The 16,290-nt window shown below is 66.6% G+C and carries 16 protein-coding genes; 9 read left to right on the forward strand and 7 right to left on the reverse strand.

Annotation, left to right across the window (positions count from 1 at the left end; all coding sequences use genetic code 11):
* The first annotated feature begins 32 nt into the window (after nt 1-32).
* The gene (locus AWC18_RS00725) at nt 33-1,421 is read left to right on the forward strand and encodes an HNH endonuclease signature motif containing protein (RefSeq protein ID WP_085137035.1); all 1,389 of its coding nucleotides are present in this window, start codon (nt 33-35) and stop codon (nt 1,419-1,421) included.
* Between the two features lie 45 nt (nt 1,422-1,466).
* Complete coding sequence (locus AWC18_RS00730) at nt 1,467-2,177, forward strand: ankyrin repeat domain-containing protein (RefSeq protein ID WP_085137037.1); 711 nt, start codon at nt 1,467-1,469, stop codon at nt 2,175-2,177.
* Here the strand turns inward: AWC18_RS00730 and AWC18_RS00735 are convergent.
* Both AWC18_RS00735 and AWC18_RS00740 read right to left on the reverse strand, forming a co-directional pair.
* The gene (locus AWC18_RS00735) at nt 2,168-3,736 is read right to left on the reverse strand and encodes a class I adenylate-forming enzyme family protein (RefSeq protein ID WP_085137039.1); all 1,569 of its coding nucleotides are present in this window, start codon (nt 3,734-3,736) and stop codon (nt 2,168-2,170) included. The genes AWC18_RS00730 and AWC18_RS00735 overlap by 10 nt on opposite strands.
* 39 nt (nt 3,737-3,775) lie before the next feature.
* Entirely contained in the window at nt 3,776-4,612 is an 837-nt protein-coding gene (locus tag AWC18_RS00740; protein ID WP_085137041.1) for an SDR family oxidoreductase, read from the reverse strand.
* Between the two features lie 148 nt (nt 4,613-4,760).
* Between AWC18_RS00740 and AWC18_RS00745 the strand changes: the two genes are divergently transcribed.
* From AWC18_RS00745 to AWC18_RS00755, 3 genes are all read left to right on the forward strand, one after another.
* Complete coding sequence (locus tag AWC18_RS00745) at nt 4,761-5,873, forward strand: cellulase family glycosylhydrolase (RefSeq protein ID WP_085137091.1); 1,113 nt, start codon at nt 4,761-4,763, stop codon at nt 5,871-5,873.
* A gap of 144 nt (nt 5,874-6,017) precedes the next feature.
* Nucleotides 6,018-7,730 carry a serine/threonine-protein kinase gene (locus AWC18_RS00750; protein WP_165757959.1) on the forward strand — a complete coding sequence of 571 codons (1,713 nt, stop codon included), beginning with the start codon at nt 6,018-6,020 and terminating at the stop codon, nt 7,728-7,730.
* 159 nt (nt 7,731-7,889) lie between these two features.
* Complete coding sequence (locus AWC18_RS00755; protein ID WP_085137045.1) at nt 7,890-8,549, forward strand: MPT63 family protein; 660 nt, start codon at nt 7,890-7,892, stop codon at nt 8,547-8,549.
* A gap of 18 nt (nt 8,550-8,567) precedes the next feature.
* Here AWC18_RS00755 and AWC18_RS00760 read toward each other — a convergent pair whose 3' ends face one another.
* Nucleotides 8,568-9,647 carry an NAD(P)H-dependent amine dehydrogenase family protein gene (locus tag AWC18_RS00760; protein ID WP_085137047.1) on the reverse strand — a complete coding sequence of 360 codons (1,080 nt, stop codon included), beginning with the start codon at nt 9,645-9,647 and terminating at the stop codon, nt 8,568-8,570.
* On the reverse strand, nt 9,644-10,678 hold the full coding sequence (locus AWC18_RS00765; protein ID WP_085137049.1) for a Rieske 2Fe-2S domain-containing protein: 1,035 nt from the start codon (nt 10,676-10,678) through the stop codon (nt 9,644-9,646). The genes AWC18_RS00760 and AWC18_RS00765 overlap by 4 nt, the downstream gene beginning before the upstream one ends.
* A gap of 108 nt (nt 10,679-10,786) precedes the next feature.
* On the opposite strand from AWC18_RS00765, the gene AWC18_RS00770 reads away from it, so the two are divergent.
* From AWC18_RS00770 to AWC18_RS00780, 3 genes are all read left to right on the forward strand, one after another.
* Nucleotides 10,787-11,419, forward strand: coding sequence for a TetR/AcrR family transcriptional regulator (locus tag AWC18_RS00770; RefSeq protein WP_064999620.1), 633 nt, complete (start codon nt 10,787-10,789; stop codon nt 11,417-11,419).
* Nucleotides 11,420-11,464: 45 nt separating this feature from the next.
* Nucleotides 11,465-13,048 (forward strand): Na+/H+ antiporter, encoded by a 1,584-nt coding sequence (locus AWC18_RS00775; protein ID WP_085137051.1) that lies wholly within the window; start codon nt 11,465-11,467, stop codon nt 13,046-13,048.
* Nucleotides 13,049-13,135: 87 nt separating this feature from the next.
* Nucleotides 13,136-13,822 (forward strand): cutinase family protein, encoded by a 687-nt coding sequence (locus AWC18_RS00780; RefSeq protein ID WP_085137093.1) that lies wholly within the window; start codon nt 13,136-13,138, stop codon nt 13,820-13,822.
* A 69-nt stretch (nt 13,823-13,891) separates the two neighbouring features.
* Here the strand turns inward: AWC18_RS00780 and AWC18_RS00785 are convergent, their stop codons facing one another.
* The 3 genes from AWC18_RS00785 to AWC18_RS00795 form a co-directional block, all read right to left on the reverse strand.
* Nucleotides 13,892-14,464: a carboxymuconolactone decarboxylase family protein gene (locus tag AWC18_RS00785; RefSeq protein WP_085137053.1), complete on the reverse strand. Its 573-nt coding sequence runs from the start codon at nt 14,462-14,464 to the stop codon at nt 13,892-13,894.
* A complete protein-coding gene (locus tag AWC18_RS00790; RefSeq protein ID WP_085137055.1) occupies nt 14,461-14,775 on the reverse strand; it encodes a carboxymuconolactone decarboxylase family protein in 315 nt (104 codons plus the stop codon). The genes AWC18_RS00785 and AWC18_RS00790 overlap by 4 nt, the downstream gene beginning before the upstream one ends.
* A gap of 100 nt (nt 14,776-14,875) precedes the next feature.
* Nucleotides 14,876-15,436, reverse strand: a complete 561-nt coding sequence (locus AWC18_RS00795) for an ester cyclase (RefSeq protein ID WP_085137057.1) — start codon at nt 15,434-15,436, stop codon at nt 14,876-14,878.
* A gap of 311 nt (nt 15,437-15,747) precedes the next feature.
* Here AWC18_RS00795 and AWC18_RS00800 point away from each other — a divergent pair, with 311 nt between their 5' ends.
* A complete protein-coding gene (locus AWC18_RS00800) occupies nt 15,748-16,287 on the forward strand; it encodes a hypothetical protein (protein ID WP_131825939.1) in 540 nt (179 codons plus the stop codon).
* Nucleotides 16,288-16,290 lie beyond the last annotated feature (3 nt).

The raw sequence follows: 16,290 nt of genomic DNA on the forward strand, positions 1-16,290 counted from the left end.
ATATTCGAACGATTGTTCGATACTCTGAGAATGTGTCCGATCCCGATCAGGTCCTTCCTCCCGCCGCGGCGGCCCGTGCGGCCATCCGCGCGGACCTGGCGCTGATCGACGACGCCCAAGCCCGGCTCCGCTGCGCTGACACCGACATCGTCGGCAACGCGTTTCGCGTCGAAGTCGCCGAACACCTCGAACTCCAGCACCGGGTCAACCGTGGCTTGTCCTACCGCATCTTCGGCGAGATCGCCGACCCCGCCGACGGTCCCGAGGACCCCCGACTGCCCGCCGACACCAAGATCACGGACCTGCTGTGGTCGCGCTTGCGTATCACCCGCGCGGAAGTCCGGCGCCGGTTCCGCATCGCAGCCCGCATCCGGCCGCGCCGCAACTTGACCGGGCCGCCGGCCCCGCCCGAGCTTCCCGAAGTCGCCGCCGCTGTCGAGGACGGCCGTATCGGTGACGACCACATCAAGGCGGTCACCAAGGCTCTCGACGAACTGCCCGCGAAGGTCGCACCGGCGGATCGCGCAGCCGCCGAACGCACCCTGGTGAGCCACGCGGCCGAACAGGACGCCGTCTTCGTAACCGCACTCGGTCACGCCATCGCCGATCACCTCAATCCCGACGGGAATTTCACCGATGAGGACCGGGCACGCCGCCGCAACCTGGTCCTGGGCCGCCAAGGCCCCGATGGGATGAGCCGACTGTCGGGATGCATCGACCCGGAAGCCCGCGCCTACCTCGAAGCAGTCATCGCTGCGGTTCGCCCTGGCCACCGCCAGCCCGAGGGCGCTCAAGAACGCGATTCCAGATCATCGGGGCAACGAGACCACGATGCACTCAAGCTGGCCCTGCGCCATGGCATCGAGTCCGGCGCCATGGGCACTCACCGCGGCATTCCGGTGACCGTCATCGTCACCACCAAACTCGACGACCTCGTCCAGGCGGCCCAAACCATGGCCGACCCGGAAGTCCCGATGCCGGCTGCGGCCCGCACCGGCGGGGGTAGCCGCCTACCGATGCGTGACCTGATCCGCATGGCAGCCAACTCGATTCACTACCTCACTGTCTTCGATAACCACTCCGATCGGCCGTTGTATCTGGGCCGCAGTAAACGGATCGCTACCTTGGATCACCGGATCATCTGCCATGCCCGCGATCGCGGGTGCACCCGACCCAACTGTCCAGAGCCGGGCTACCACTGCGAAGTTCACCATTCGACCGATTGGGCTCAGGACGGCCGCACCAACGCCGACGAGCTCTACTTCGCCTGCGGCGGAGATCACGGCGGCGCCACCCGTGGCGACCTCGAGACTCACGTAACCGACCAAGGCCGCCTAGCCTGGACTGACGGCACCGGCCCGCCGCGAATCAACCATCTCCACCATCCGGACGAACTCCTCGATTACGACGCAGATCCATAATCGCGGGCTCAGGTATCGCGGCGCGAACCGCGAGAGGATGCCACTGTGACGACCTACGCGCAGATCCGTAACAACGCGCCGCTGTGGCCGGGCGTGATGGACCGCGCGCTGCTCGGTAACCGGCAGGCACAGGCGGCGTTGTATCTGGCGGACATGGCCAAGCGCGGCAAGTGGAGCACGGTGATCCGGGAACTCGACCGCGGCGATCACGTGGTCGACATCAAGTCCTGGCGGCCCGGAGGCAAGACCTGGCTGACGGTCCTGCACCAGGCAGGTTGGCACGGCGCGTCCCCCGACGTCGCGTCCTGGTTGATAGAGCACGGCGCGCTGCGCTCCCATCGCGACGCCGCCGGTCGCACCGCCTATGACCTCGCCGTCGACCACCGGCGGTCCGATGCGCTGCTGGAAGTGCTCCGACCGCCCCCGGCCGCCCTGGACCGCGACCGGATAGCTGCGCTCAACACCCAGCTCACCGCCGTGATCGACGGCCTGATCCACCACCTGTTCCGTGATGGCGACCTGCGTCAGATGCTGCGCTATCCGCCGGTGGAGGTGCTGCACGAGCTGACCGGCAAACAGTTGTGGTTCCCGGTGCCCTACCTCTGGGGAGGATTTCGGGTAGGTCTGCACGACAACGACATCGAGCTGTTCGGCGGCTATCGAGAGCTCGACCCGATCGGCGATGTCCACATCGCGACGGTCGGTTATCTGATCACCCCCGAAGGACCATCACAGGTCTATGAGGGCTACGAATAGCCACCCATCTCACGCAACACCCCTTTGGCGATCTTGCCCCCGGATGAGCGTGGCAACTGGTCGGTGACCACAAGGCGTTCCGGCAACAGCTCTTTGGACACCCCGAGCGCCAGCAGGTGCTCGACGAGTTCGGCCAACTCAAGAGTGCCGGTGGCCGTCGGTGCGAGTTCGACGTAGACACAGACCTTCTCACCGAACACCTCGTCGCGCATCGGCACCGCCGCGGCCACCGCGATCGCGGGATGAGTCATCACCGCGTCTTCGACCTGGGCGGCGCTGATGTTCTTGCCGCCGCGCAGAATGAAATCCGAGGTCCGGCCGGTGACGCTCAGATATCCGTCGGCGTCGATCTCGCAGATATCCCCCATCCGCATCCACCCGTCGGCAGTGAACAGTTTGTCGTGGTCGATCCCGTCGAGGTAGCCGAGGCTGGTGGCCGGGCCGCGGCAGGCGGGCTGACCGCGGCCGGTGTCGGTCACGTCGGTGTCGCCGTCCTCCCCGCCGAAGAGCCGGACCGCCATCTCCGGCACGATTCGCCCACCGGTGCGCAGCCGCCGCTCCAAGGAGTCCGCCAGGGTGGTGGCGCTGAGCACTCCGGTCTCGTTGGAGCCGTAGAACTGCAGGATCTTCGCGCCGGTGAGCTCCTCGAACTGCGCGGCCGGCCGGTAGGGCAATGCCTCACCGCCGGTGAACACGACGCGCAGCGAGCTCAGATCGAACTCGCGGCTGGCCGGATCCGCCATCAGCATGGTCAATTGAGTACTGACACAGCACAACACGGTGACCCTGTGCCGGGCTATCGCGGCACAGGTCGCGGCTGCGCTGAAGCGCTCCAACAGGATCGCCGTGGTCCCGAGATGGATCGGGGTGGTGTGGCTGGTCCAGAGCCCGAAACCGAACGGCGTGGGAATGATCGGCAGGAAGACGTCGTCGGCGCTCAACTGCCCGTTGGCGGTGGCCAATCGGTGAAAGTAATGCCAGCGATTCTGGGTGTGCACCACACACTTGGGCAGGCCGGTGGTACCGGAGGTGGAGTTGATCAGGAAGACGTCATCCGCACCGAGTTGCGGCCCCGGCACCCCGGTTACGTTGGCCGCCTGCAGTGCATCGACGCTCAGCGTCGGGATGTCGAGTCCGGCCGCGACGGCGTGCCGCTGCTCATCGGTGATCAACAACTGGGCCTGCGAAGCGGCCAGAATCGCTGCCACCTCCCGGGTTCCGGCCCGTGCGCCGATACCGACCACAATCGCCCCGCAGCGCTCAATCGCCACGAACAGAACATGGATAGCCACGGCGTCGCGATGCCACACCGCGATCCGGCTTCCCGGACGCACTCCCGCACCTGCCAACCGCGCCGCCAATACGTCTGCGGCGATGTCGAATTCTCGCCAGGTCAAGGCTGCGCCGAGATAGTCCACATAGGCGTCCCGGTCGGCGAATCGCTGGGCGTTGTGGCGCACCGCATCTGACAGCGTGGTCAGGGACCACCAGCCGACGGCGTGATAACGCTCGGCCTCGTCGGGGGTGTACGCCGGCGATGACCAGGTGTCGGAAGACATCCCGCTCACCGCCTCTGATCGGTCGCCTTCACGTGGGCCTCAGTAGATGTAGTCTTCGCCGCTCGCTCGCACGGTGATGTCGCTGATACTGATGCCCCAGGGCTGGTCGATGACGTGGACCACCGCCTCGGCGAGGTCTTCGGGGGTGATCAGCCAGTACTTCACCGAGTCGATGTCGGTCTGCTCGGGTTCCAGGGTGCCCTGCGCATAAGCCCGGACCGACTGCCTGTAGCTCTCTCCGCGGGCTCCGACGATGCCCATGATCGCGGAGCCGTTGACCACGCCGTTGCCCAGGTTGGTGCCCATGACACCGGTCGGCTTGACGGTGGTCACCTTGATCTTTCCCTTCGCCTCGCTACGCAGCGAGTCCGACAAGACGGCGACCGCGGCCTTGGTCGCGCTGTAGACCCCAGCGCCGGCGATGCCGGCGTTGCCGTAGATCGACGAGATATTGACGACGTGACCACGGCCTTGGGCGATCATCTGGTCGTAGACGGCCGAGATGCCGTTCACCACGCCCTTGATGTTGATGTCGATCGCCCGGTGCCAGCGCTGCCACGCCTTCTCGTGATCGGCGAAGTAGGCCAGCGGCATCACACCGGCGTTGTTGACGATGACGTCCACCGCGCCGAACGTCTGCACCGCGTGCTGCACGGCGGCCTTCATCTGCTCGATGTCGGTCACGTCGGCGACCTGGTAGCTGCCGGACAGTCCCGCCTCACGGATCCCATCGAAGACCGCCGCCAGACTTTCGGCGCCGATGTCGATGCCGACCACGCGAGCTCCGGCGGCGGCGCACCGCTCGGCGATCAGTTTGCCGAAGCCGCCGCCGGCACCGGTGATGAGGACGACCTTGTCCTGCAGGTGCTGCGACATAGTCGGCCTCCCGGCAACACGAATGGGACTGACGGTTTCGGTGCAGTGTAAGTGGCCGCTGTCGGACGGGTTTCGGCTGGCCGATTTGCTCGGCGACAGACCGCGCGTCAGGACGCTGCGCAGCAGGTCTGAGCGCTATGGTCACTTCGTGAAGCGTCGAACGGCACTGGGGCTGCCCCTACTGCTGGCGGCGGGTCCCACCTTGGGCCGGCTCCCACGCGCCGGCGCGGACCCCGGCCGGTGGTCGATCGACCGGGCGAATCGCTGGTACCAGGCGCAGGGTTGGCCGGTCGGCTCCAACTACATCACCTCCACCGCCGTCAATCAGCTCGAGATGTTTCAGCCGGGCACCTTCGATCTGCGGCGCATCGACGCCGAGTTGGGCTGGGCTCGGTCTGCGGGCTTCAACACCGTGCGGGTGTTCCTGCACGACCAACTGTGGGCCGCCGATCGGCGCGGCTTCCAACAGCGGCTGGGCCAGTTCGTCGCAGTCGCCGCCCGCAATCGGATCAAGCCGATGTTCGTCCTGTTCGACTCGTGCTGGGACCCGCATCCCAAGGCCGGACCACAACCGGCCCCCCGAGTCGGCATCCACAATTCACGATGGGTGCAGAGCCCCGGCGCCGAGCGACTCGGGGACCGTAACTACTACCGCACCCTGTATGACTACGTCACCGGCGTGATGACCCAGTTCCGGTACGACGAACGGATCCTGGCCTGGGATCTGTGGAACGAGCCGGACAATATGGCCCGCGAGTACAGCGCTGTCGAACGATCGGACAAGCTGGATTACATCAGCGACCTGCTTCCCCAGGTCTTCAATTGGGCCCGATCGGTCGATGCCCGTCAGCCGCTGACCAGTGGGATATGGGAAGGCTCGCGGCAGGGCAGCACGATCGTCAACACCCAACTCAACAGCTCCGACATCATCACGTTCCACTCCTACGACAGGCCGGAGACATTCAGCCAGCGCATTGCCGAACTGGCGCCTCTGGGTCGGCCGATCCTGTGCACCGAATATCTGGCGCGTACCCGCGGCAACACCATCGACGGGATACTGCCGATCATGAAGCGGCACAATGTGGGTGCCTACAACTGGGGATTCGTCGCAGGTCGAACCCAGACCTACCTGCCGTGGGACTCCTGGGACCATCCCTACACCGGGGAGCCGCAGCTGTGGTTCCACGATCTGGTGCAACCCACCGGCCGCGCGTACCGGAACCTGGAGATCCTGACGATCAGCAACCTCACTGCCCGTTGACCTGCCGGGCCGGCCGCATGAACCGGACGAGGTAGCCGCGACCGGCTGATGGCGGCGCGGTCCAATGGTGGAATCATTGGCGGCAATGTCGTCGGGCACGAAGTTCGGTGACCGCGGTTCATGGCTTTCCGTGAGGAGTCGGTGATGAGTGAGACCGCGTCGAGTTCGCGGGCTGGGTCACGGGTGGGGCGTTACCTCCTCAGACGACTGCTGGGTCGCGGTACCACCGGCGAGGTCTACGAGGCGCTCGACACGCACAGAAACCGCGCCGCCGCGCTCAAGCTGCTGTCGCCGGCGTTCGGCGGGAATCCGGCATTTCGGGAGTGGCTGCAGCATGAGGCGCCGCTCATCGGGCGGGTGCAGGAGCCGCACGTGGTCCCGTTACGCGACTACGGCGAGGTCGACGGCCAGGTGTTCATCGACATGCCGCTGGTTCCCGGTGCCGACTTGGCCGCACTGTTGAAGCGCACGGGCGTACTGTCTCCGCCGCGCGCGGTGAACGTGGTGTGGCAGGCGGCATCGGCGCTGGACGCCGCACACAGCGTCGGGGTGATCCACCGCGGCGTCAAACCGCGCAACATCCTGGTGACCAGTGATGACTTCGTCTATCTGGTGGATTTCGGGCTTGCCGGTGCTCCGGGCGCCGAGGCAGCTGACGCCCAGAACGCCGGAGCGCGCTGGAAGTACGCCGCACCGGAGCTGTTCTCCGGAACCGACTTCGGGCCGGCAGTCGATGTGTACGCGCTGGCATGTGTGCTCTACCAGTGCTTGACGGGTTCGCCACCGTACCGGGCCGACAGCCCGAAGATGCTGGCCAACGCGCATCAGAACAAGCCGATCCCGCGGCCCAGCCATGCCGGAGCGACCATCCCGGCCGCCTTGGACGAGGTTGTCGCCAAAGGCATGGCCAAGGATCCGGCGGAGCGATATGCCAGCGCCGCGGAGCTGGCGACCGCGGCATATCAGGCGCTCAGCGCGCCCGATCAGCACCGGACGCTGCAGATCTATGAGACCAGCCAGCAGTCCACCGCGCCGCTGATCGATGAGCCGCAGCCGAGCACGCCACCGGGCGGGGCGGACCAGACGGCCGCGGCAGAGCCGCCGCCCGCTGCGGCAGCCGAGGTTTCCCCGGCACCGCTTCGTGAGGTGGCACCGGCCCAGCCCAGTCCGACTCCCGATGTCAGCGGCCAGTCGGGCCGGCCTCCGGTTTCGGTCGCCACCGACGACTGGTCGACGTCATCACGACGCGGGGGTCTGCGCCAAGACCCCGCCAAACGCAAGCTGCTGCTGCGGATCGGGGCGGCACTGGTCGTCGCGGTCGGGTTGATCGCCTGGCTGACAAGCCGATCGGGGTCTTCAGACCTGACTGCCGGCAGCGACACCTCGCAGTCCGCCGCGGAGGTCAGTCAACCCACGACGACGGTGTCGTCGGCCGAGGCGCAGGCCCGTCTGCGCAAGCTCCTGCCGTCGGGCTATCCCCAAGCCTCCTGTACGTCGTCCACGCCGTCGGGTGGGGCTGTCGCCGAGATGACGTGCGGTCGCAACATCGACGTCGACGGTCCGCCCGCCGCGACATACGCACTGTTCCCCGACGCCACAGCGCTGCGTCAGAGTTTCGATGACACGGTGCGGGCCACCACCGTGGTCACCTGTCCGGGCCGGATCCAGTCGCCGGGCCCCTGGCACCGCACCGCAACCCCGGACAAGACAGCCGGAACACTGCTGTGCGGCATGCGGCAGGGGTCGCCGGTACTGGTCTGGACCAACGACGCGAACCTGACGATCGGCTCGCTGCGGACCGAGCGGAACACGTCCACATTGGAGCAGTTCTACTCCTGGTGGAGTTCACACTCCTGACCGTCGATCCTGGTGAGGCGGCTGAACGCGGCCCTGTCGTCCCCGGCTCCGCTACCCGAGGCCGGGCCGGGTTCGCTCCTGGGTAGCCTGGCACCGAGCCCGTTACGATCGCATTAACCGCGTGTCGTCGGCATGCAGCCGATTTGAGGAGACCGTCTCATGAAGTCCATCTCGACCGCCTTGGCCGCGGCACTGGTCGCTGCGGGCGCCCTGGGCACCGGAATCGCCGGCGCCGACCCCGACCCGGCCCCCACGCAACCGATCGGCACCCAGGGCACGTTGCCCGAAGGCCCCGGAATCCACGGCTGGACGATCAGCGATCTGCGCCCCAGCTCAGACACCATCGCCTACCAGCCCCGCGGCACGCTGTGGGAAGCCACCGCCACCGACGAGGCGATCCAAGGCACCGTCTTCCCCATCGTCGCCAACCTCAACGCCCGTTCAGCCAGCGGCCAGAGCTACCAGGCCCTGTTCACTGTGCCCACCCCTCAGGGAATCGTTCCGACCGCGCTCACCCAGGGCCAGAAGACCAGCGGCAAGGTCTACTTCGACGTCACCGGCGACGCACCGAACAGCCTGGTCTACCAGACCGGCGGCGCGGAACTGCTCCGGTGGGTGGCGCCGCCGCCGCAGGCGCCCGCGCAGCCGGAGCCGACCGCAGCCGGGACGCAGCTCCCGGCGAACGGCGGCAGCAACCCAGCGCCGGCTGCACCACCTCGTAACCCAGCGCCGCGGCCCGCGAACCCCACGCCGGCTCCGCCGTCCGGCAGCTCCGGGACTCCGCTGCAGGGGGGCAGTTCCGGCACACCGCTGCCCTGATTCGTGCCTGCCGGGCTCTCAGATGCGGAAGCGTCCGGCGAATCCGCGCAATGGCAGATCGGCGCTGGTCAGCAGGCCGGGCGGCGCCGCCACCACCGACTTGATCGCGTTGAGAGCGGGTAGCCCGGTCACGGTCATGCCGATCGAGGCAAAGTTGTCCGGGTTAGACAGGTCCACTCCGGGCTTGGGAAAGATCATGTGCTTGTTGTAGACGCACGGATCACCGGTGACCCGGGTGATGTAGCAGCCCTTGATGTTCCAGTTCGGTTCGGTGAACGGCGTCATCTGCCATTCCAGGTGCGTCTCGACGCGCGGCACACCGTTGACCATCCCCTGGTATTTGATGTAGTTGCCGCCCAGGGAGCCTTTGGGCAGGGTGTACCAGCCCAGGTCGACGTCGCGGGTACACACCCCGAGCTCGTAGTCGAAGGTCACCTCGTCGAGAGTCAGATCGAAGCAGTCGGCCATCATCAGCACGCTGTCGGCGAAGACGCGAGTGAACTTCTCCAGTTTGGCCGGGATGTCCGGATCGTCGGCGGGCTGACCGTAGCCCACCTCGATCCAGGTGTCCCTGGAATGGTGACATGACACGTCCACCGACTCGATGGTGGTGATGTTCTCGATCTCGGCGACGTCAGCCGAACACACCACGCCAAGAATCTGATTCAGCCCCGGGTTCATCCCGGTGCCGTAGAAGGTGGCGCCGCCCTTTTCGCAGGCCTCGGCCAACAGCTGGCTGACCGGCTTGCCCGACGGGTGCGGATGGTTGTGGTCACGGTGCCAGCCGGTGATCCAGTCCGCGGTGGTCACGATGTTGATGCCTGCTTCCAGGATCGTGACGTAGAGGTCCTCGTCGGGGAACACGCCGTGAAAGGTCAGCACGTCGGGCTTGGCGGCGATGATCTCCTCGACGCTGCCCGTCGCGATGACCCCGTTGGGTGCGATCCCGGCCAGCTCGCCGGCATCTTTGCCGATCTTGTCCGGCGAATAACAGTGCACGCCAACCAGTTCGAGGTCATCGCGGGCGGCGAATCGCCGGATCATCTCGGTTCCGACGTTGCCGGTGGCGACCTGGAAGACACGAATGGGTGCGTTCATGCGGTGAAACCCTTCTGCGCTCTGCGTTCAGCGACCTCGGCGGCACTGCCGCCGATGCCGTCGGGATAGAACTGTTTGGCCCACTGGCGGATTGCGGTGAATCCCTCATACTCGGCGGTCGCCAGGGCCGGTGGATCCGAATAGCGCTGATGCGACCAGATGTGGATGTCCTGCTCGAACTGGCGGATGACTTCGCGCCCGAAATCAGCTGCCCGGGCCGCGGCGCGTTCTGAATCGCCGGACGGCGACCGGCCGATGTAGACCATGAAGCGGACGTCTGACGTGCGGTCGTCGACGGGCGTGATGGCCGAGATGGTCCGGTTGTCGATCATCCCCCAGCTTTTGGTCACCGCGATCCCCAAGCCGCCGTTGATCGCTTCCACGCCGCTGTTGACGTCCTCGATCTTCTGGCCGTCATCACCTTCGAAGGTGATGGTGAAGTCCACGTAGGACACCGGTTCGGCGAAATCGTGGCGGGTGAAGACCGGCACGATCGGAGTGCCGTGCACGAACTTGAAGTGGGCAAAGTCCACCCCGTTCTCCAGGACGTACTGCGGGTGCAGTTCCAGACCCGTGCGGAACAGCCGCTGTTGCGGGTAGTAGTCGGCGGCGGTGCGGTCGTCGAAGCCGGCGAACACATCCGGCGTGTCGAAGAACGGCGCCCGCCCCTGCGCATCGTTCCAGATGTACACCGACTCGTTGCGCTCAATGACCGGATAGGTGGTGATGCGCCGGCCGCGGTTGGGCTTGTCCTGGTACGGGATACACACGTTGCGCCCCTGCGCGTTCCACTGCCAGCCATGGAACGGACATTGCAGCACCTCGCCACAGACGGTGCCGCCGAAGCCCAGATGCGCACCGAGGTGTTCGCAGTAGGCGTTCATCACGGTCAGCTGCCCCGACTCAGCCCGCCAGGCCACCATTTCCCGGCCGAAGTACTTCATGGTGTGCACATCACCGATGCCGATCTCGTCGGACCAGGCGACTTGAAACCAGCCTGTCGGGTTCATCGACAACGGCGGTTTGGCCATGCCAACGCGTCCTCTCTGTGGTCTCCGAGCGGGCCGACTGTCGCAGCATAATGCGCGTCGCGGCAGAATCATAGGGGGCGCTATGTAAATGTTGTTACGATTCGACCGATGGCTCCATCACCGGCGCGACGCAGCAACAAGCGGGGGCAGGCCACCCGCGAGGCGATGCTGGACGCCGCGGTGCGCTCGCTGGCCACCGGCGACCCCGGCGCGGTGTCGGCCAGCCGGATCGCCAAGGAGATCGGCGCCACCTGGGGCGCGGTGCAGTATCAGTTCGGTGACGTCGACGGGTTCTGGGCAGCGGTGCTACACCGCACCGCCGAGCGCCGCGATGCCGCGATCTCGGCGTTCGGCAGCGTGAAATCCGATGCGCCGCTGCGGGAACGGGTCGCTGCCATCATCGACACACTCTATGACGGCCTGGCATCGCCGGACTCACGCGCGATCGAGAACCTGCGGGCCGCACTCCCCCGCGACCACCGCGAACTGGAGAGGCTGTATCCGCGGACCGCAGCCGAGTTGTATTCGTGGGGCAAGAGCTGGCTCACGACGTGCCATGCGGCCTTCGCCGACCTCGGAGTCGATCCCCAACGGGTACGAGAGGTGGCCGCTCTCATCCCCGGCGCCATGCGCGGGCTGGTCTCCGAGCGCCAGCTGGGCTCCTATGCGGACCTCGACGAGGCCCGCCGCGGCCTGACCAACGCTCTGGCGACGTACCTGGAGCAGTCCCGGCCCGGCTGAAATCGGGGGCTGCGTAAACCCGGCGGCCACGCAAGGATGTGAGGGGTGTTCGGCCTCGTCGTAGTTGTCACCCTTGTCGCCACCGTGGTCGGCGGCACGCTGCTGGGCAAGCGGTATCGCGTCGGCCCGCCGGTGTTGCTCATCCTGCTGGGCGGCATGCTGGGTTTGATTCCCCGCTTCGGCGAAACCCAGCTCGACGGGGAAATCGTTCTGCTGCTGTTCCTGCCGGCGATCCTGTACTGGGAGAGCATGAACACCAGCTTCCGGGAGATCCGGGCGAACCTGCGGGTGATCGTGCTCATCAGCGTCGGCCTGGTGATCGCCACCGCACTGGCCGTGTCCTGGACCGCGCGATCGCTGGGCATGGAACCTCATGCGGCGTCGGTTCTGGGCGCGGTGCTGTCGCCCACCGATGCCGCCGCGGTGGCGGGGCTGGCCAAGAAACTGCCCCGCCGCCAGCTGACCGTGCTGCGGGCCGAAAGCATCATCAACGACGGCACCGCGCTGGTGATGTTCGCGGTGACGGTCGCGGTCGCGACGGGAAGCCCGTCGATCGGCCCCGTCGACCTGGTGGGCCGCTTCGTCGGCTCGTACCTCGGCGGCATCGCGGCCGGACTGCTGGTGGGTGCCGCAGTCACGCTGCTGCGCCGCCGCATTGACGCGCCGCTGGAGGAAGGTGCCCTGAGTGTGTTGACGCCGTTCGCGGCGTTCCTGCTCGCCCAGAGCTTCCACTGCAGCGGTGTTGTCGCGGTGCTGGTGTCGGCACTGGTGCTGACCTACGTCGGCCCGCGGGTGATCGGGGCTCGTTCGAGGCTGCAGGCCTTCGCATTCTGGGACCTGGCGACATTCCTGATCAACGGCTCACTGTGGGTCTTCGTCGGCGTACAGATTCCCGGCGCGGTGCACGGGATCGTCAATGTCGGTGAGGGCCTTCGCCATGCCACGGTGCTGGCCCTAGCTGTCACCGGCGTGGTCGTCGTGACCCGGATCGCGTGGTCGGAGATCACCACCGTGCTCCTGCGCACCCTGGACCGGCGCGACGTGCAGCGGGCCCGCCGAGTGAACTGGCGCCAGCGCGCGGTGGCGAGTTGGGCGGGCTTCCGCGGCGCGGTCTCCCTGGCCGCGGCATTGGCTGTCCCGTTGACCACCCATGCGGGCGCCCCATTTCCGGATCGCAACCTGATCATCTACGTGGTCACCTTCGTGATCCTGGTGACGGTGCTGGTCCAGGGAAGCACCCTGCCCGCAGTCGTGCGGTGGGCGCGAATGCCCGAGGACGCGGCGCAGGCCGAGGAGTTGCATCTGGCACGTACCCGCGCCGCCGAAGCCGCCCTTCAGGCCCTGCCGCGGGTTGCCGACGAACTCGGCGCCGACCCGGATCTGGTGAGTCGGCTGCTCAAGGAATACCAGGATCAGGCCGAGCTGGTGGCGGCCGCCGATCGACCCAACGCGGCCACCGAACGCAACGACGTGGTGCGCCGAGTACACCTGGGCGTCCTGGAGCACAAACGCCGTGCCGTCACCGAGCTGCGCGACCGAAATCAGATCGACGACATCGTGTTACGTGCGGTGCAGGCCGAGATGGACCTCGAGGAAGTGCGATTGCTGGGGCCCGCCGACGCCGAATAGCCGCCGCAAACCCCGATTTGGCCCCCACGCGTGGGTCCGGTCACTGTCGGTGGCGACGAAGCGTCGCAGACCATTACTATCCACTTCGTGAGCGATTCCCCGGCCCAGCGATTGCGACTCGCAGGTTCAGCCACTGCGCTGGCGGCAGCCTTGCTGACCGCCCCTGTCGTGCTGCCCGCCGGAACCCCCGGCGCGGTGGCACCGGCAAGCGCGGCCTGCCCCGACGTCGAAGTGGTGTTCGCCCGTGGGCGCCTGGAATCGCCTGGGGCAGGCGCGATCGGCAACGCCTTCGTCAGCGCTCTGCGCTCCAAGACGTCCAAGTACGTCAGCCTTTATGCGGTGAATTACCCGGCCGACAACGAGATCGACAAGGGCGCCAACGACATGAGCGCCCACATCCAGAACACGATCAACGGCTGCCCCAACACCCGAATCGTGCCGGGGGGATATTCGCTGGGCGCGGCGGTCACCGACGTGGTGCTGGCGGTCCCCTTCTCCGCGTTGGGCTTCACCAATCCCCTGCCGCCGGGAGCCGACGAGCACATCGCGGCGGTTGCGCTGTTCGGCAACGGCAGTCAATGGATCGGACCCATCACCAACTTCAGTCCGGTCTACAACGATCGGACCATCGAGCTGTGCCATGGCGCCGACCCCATCTGCAATCCCGCCGACCCGAACACCTGGGAGGCGAACTGGCCGCAACACATGGCCAGTGAATATATCTCGTCCGGGATGGTAAACCAGGCAGCCGATTTCGTCGCCGGAAAGCTGTAGCCGGGCTCAGTGGGCCGGGGATGACGTCCACCGCGCGCCGGATGGCCATGGACTCAACAGTCCGGGTCGCTAGCCGTAACCACGCTTGATCAGATGTCGTGCTCCGGCCTCCATGACGGCTGGGCCGGCCACCGCGAAGTCGAACGCGTTGGCCAACCGGTCGGTGATGTTGAAGACCAGACCGACCGCCAACGCATCCTTGACCTGCGCGGGAGTGACACCAGCCGCCAGGACTGCACGCACATCGTCGGCGTCGACGCGATGCCGGCCCGTCAGCTTGCCGAGCAGGCGAAGTGTGGCCCGTAGCTCTTCGGTGATCGGGGCGGTGTCCAGGTCGGTGAGGGTGGCGGCTGCGGTCGCGTCGTCGTAGCAGAGGGTGGAGGTGGCGGTGTGCGCGGCGACGCAGAACGGGCAGTCGTTGACCTTCGAGACGTAGGCGGCCATCAGTTCTCGCTCCCCGATGGTCCACGCCGAGGGCCCGCGCATCGCCTCGTTGGTCAGCGGACCACCGCCGTAGAACTCCGGGCGATAAAACGCGAGTTTGACGGCATCGACGACCGGCTGCCGTGACACCAGCCGAATGATTCCCAGCACGGCCTTGGTGCGCAGCCGGTGGCCGTGATCCAGGATGCCCAGTCTCATCGGGTTCCCCGGTCCTCGGCGGCGGCGAGCGCCTCCAGGGCGCCGGCGTACTGCCGGGACGCCTGGCCGACCGCGGCGCACACCACGATCTCGAAGATCTGGTCTTCGCTCAGCCCTGCGGCTCTGACGGCGGCGACATCCTCGTCGGCCACGCTGTGCGAGCGCAGGGCCACCTTGTCGATCAGGGTGCTGATCGGTTCCCGCAGTCCGGTGTTGCCGTATGCCGCCCGGCGCAATTCCGGTGACGCCGTCCCGCCCCGCCCCAGAACACGGCCCAGCAATTCTTGATGTAGTTCGCTGATGTCGGACACGGCTTTTCGTGACCTCCTCATCCCCCACAGGGTCACATCGGATGGTCGCTACCCGTCCATAGTGCAACCGTAGGACCCGTGCAGTCCAGGCCTGGGCGGTTCAGCACGGCAGGTCGGCCGGCGGGGTATCCATAAGGTTGGGATCGGGCGACCCCGACATGCGCAGCAGACCCCGCACGACCCGGACGACCAACGGCCAAGATCGCGGATCGCGCAGTTTGATGCCGCCGATCAGTTGTCTGACCATGGACAGCGTGTCGAAGTAGATGCGCTCGATCGCCAGGTTCTCGTGCTCGTCGAAGACGAAGTAGGCACTCATGCGGGTGCGGTGACGTGACCCGGTGGCAGGAACAGCGCCCAGCGGCCCTAAATGCGTTCCGGTCAGCCAAAATTCAACTATCACCGCGTCGGCGCTGTGGCGCACCGCGATGATCTCGTGGTTCTGGTCGGGGAACGCCACTCGGGTGTCGTGATAGTAGCCGCGCACTGCTGCGTCGCCGTCGTGCACGGTCAGGGTCGGGATGATCTCGTAGTGAGGGTGCGGGAATGTGGCCAGCACGTCGTCCCAGTTCTGACGCACTTCGTCCCGGAAATGATCGAGCACCAGTTTTTCGCGGGCACGCAGGACTTCGACGGGTGGGATGGCGTAGCGGTCGGTCACGGCATCTCTCCCTCAGCTCTCCCTCAGCGGCCGTGGCTTCGCCGCTTGAATTGTCGGTGTTCCCGGAAATGATGCCCCGCTGCGCGAGGCGGCGAGGCACTCGACGCGCGTAGAACCTGAGTAAACCCCAATCGCAATTCATGTTGCGTTAAGCAATCTTGGGCGCTACGTTCGGAAAAACGGACGAAACGTCCGTTAGCTTCGCCAGGAGGTGCCTAGTGGAAAACGTTCGTCGCGCAAGCTGCACGGCAGCCGTCATGCTCGCGAGCGCTGGTCTTATCGCCGCCGGACCCGCCCCCATGGCCCCATCGGTGCAGCAAGCCGCCGTGGCGCTGACGTCCGACTACACCATCCTCCCCTACCCCTACCCCCTTCCGGGACCCGGCGCGGCGGATCTCTGGACTGCCCTAGAGACCAACCTGGCTCTCGCCGAAAGCGAACTGCAACAGGGCGTGTCGGACCTTCTTGGGCTTGACCTGATCGGCGCAGCCGGGAACTTCAGCTCCGCGGTGGGCAACATTTTCCCCGCCATCCCGGAGAACATCGTGCTGGCCACGGTGGGCGGTCTGCTGGGGCAGGACATCGCCAGCTACCTGGCATACGCCGGCGATTTCGACCTCCCCTCGGGCTTGGACTGGTCCACGCTCATTCCCAGCGTGACCGAACTGGCCCAAGCAGGCCTCTACGAGCTGATCGCAAGCGGGCAGCAATTCTTCGCAGGCGAGATCGTCGACGGTCTCTATCACGCCTTCGCGGGCCTGGACACCCTGTTCTTCCAGCTGCCGGCGGTCGTCTTCGTCGGCGTGCCCGCGCTGGCGGCCGACAGCCTGCTGGACCTCATCGGCCTGTAAGCA

This window comes from Mycolicibacter nonchromogenicus, assembly GCF_002101775.1.
Lineage (GTDB): Bacteria > Actinomycetota > Actinomycetes > Mycobacteriales > Mycobacteriaceae > Mycobacterium > Mycobacterium nonchromogenicum.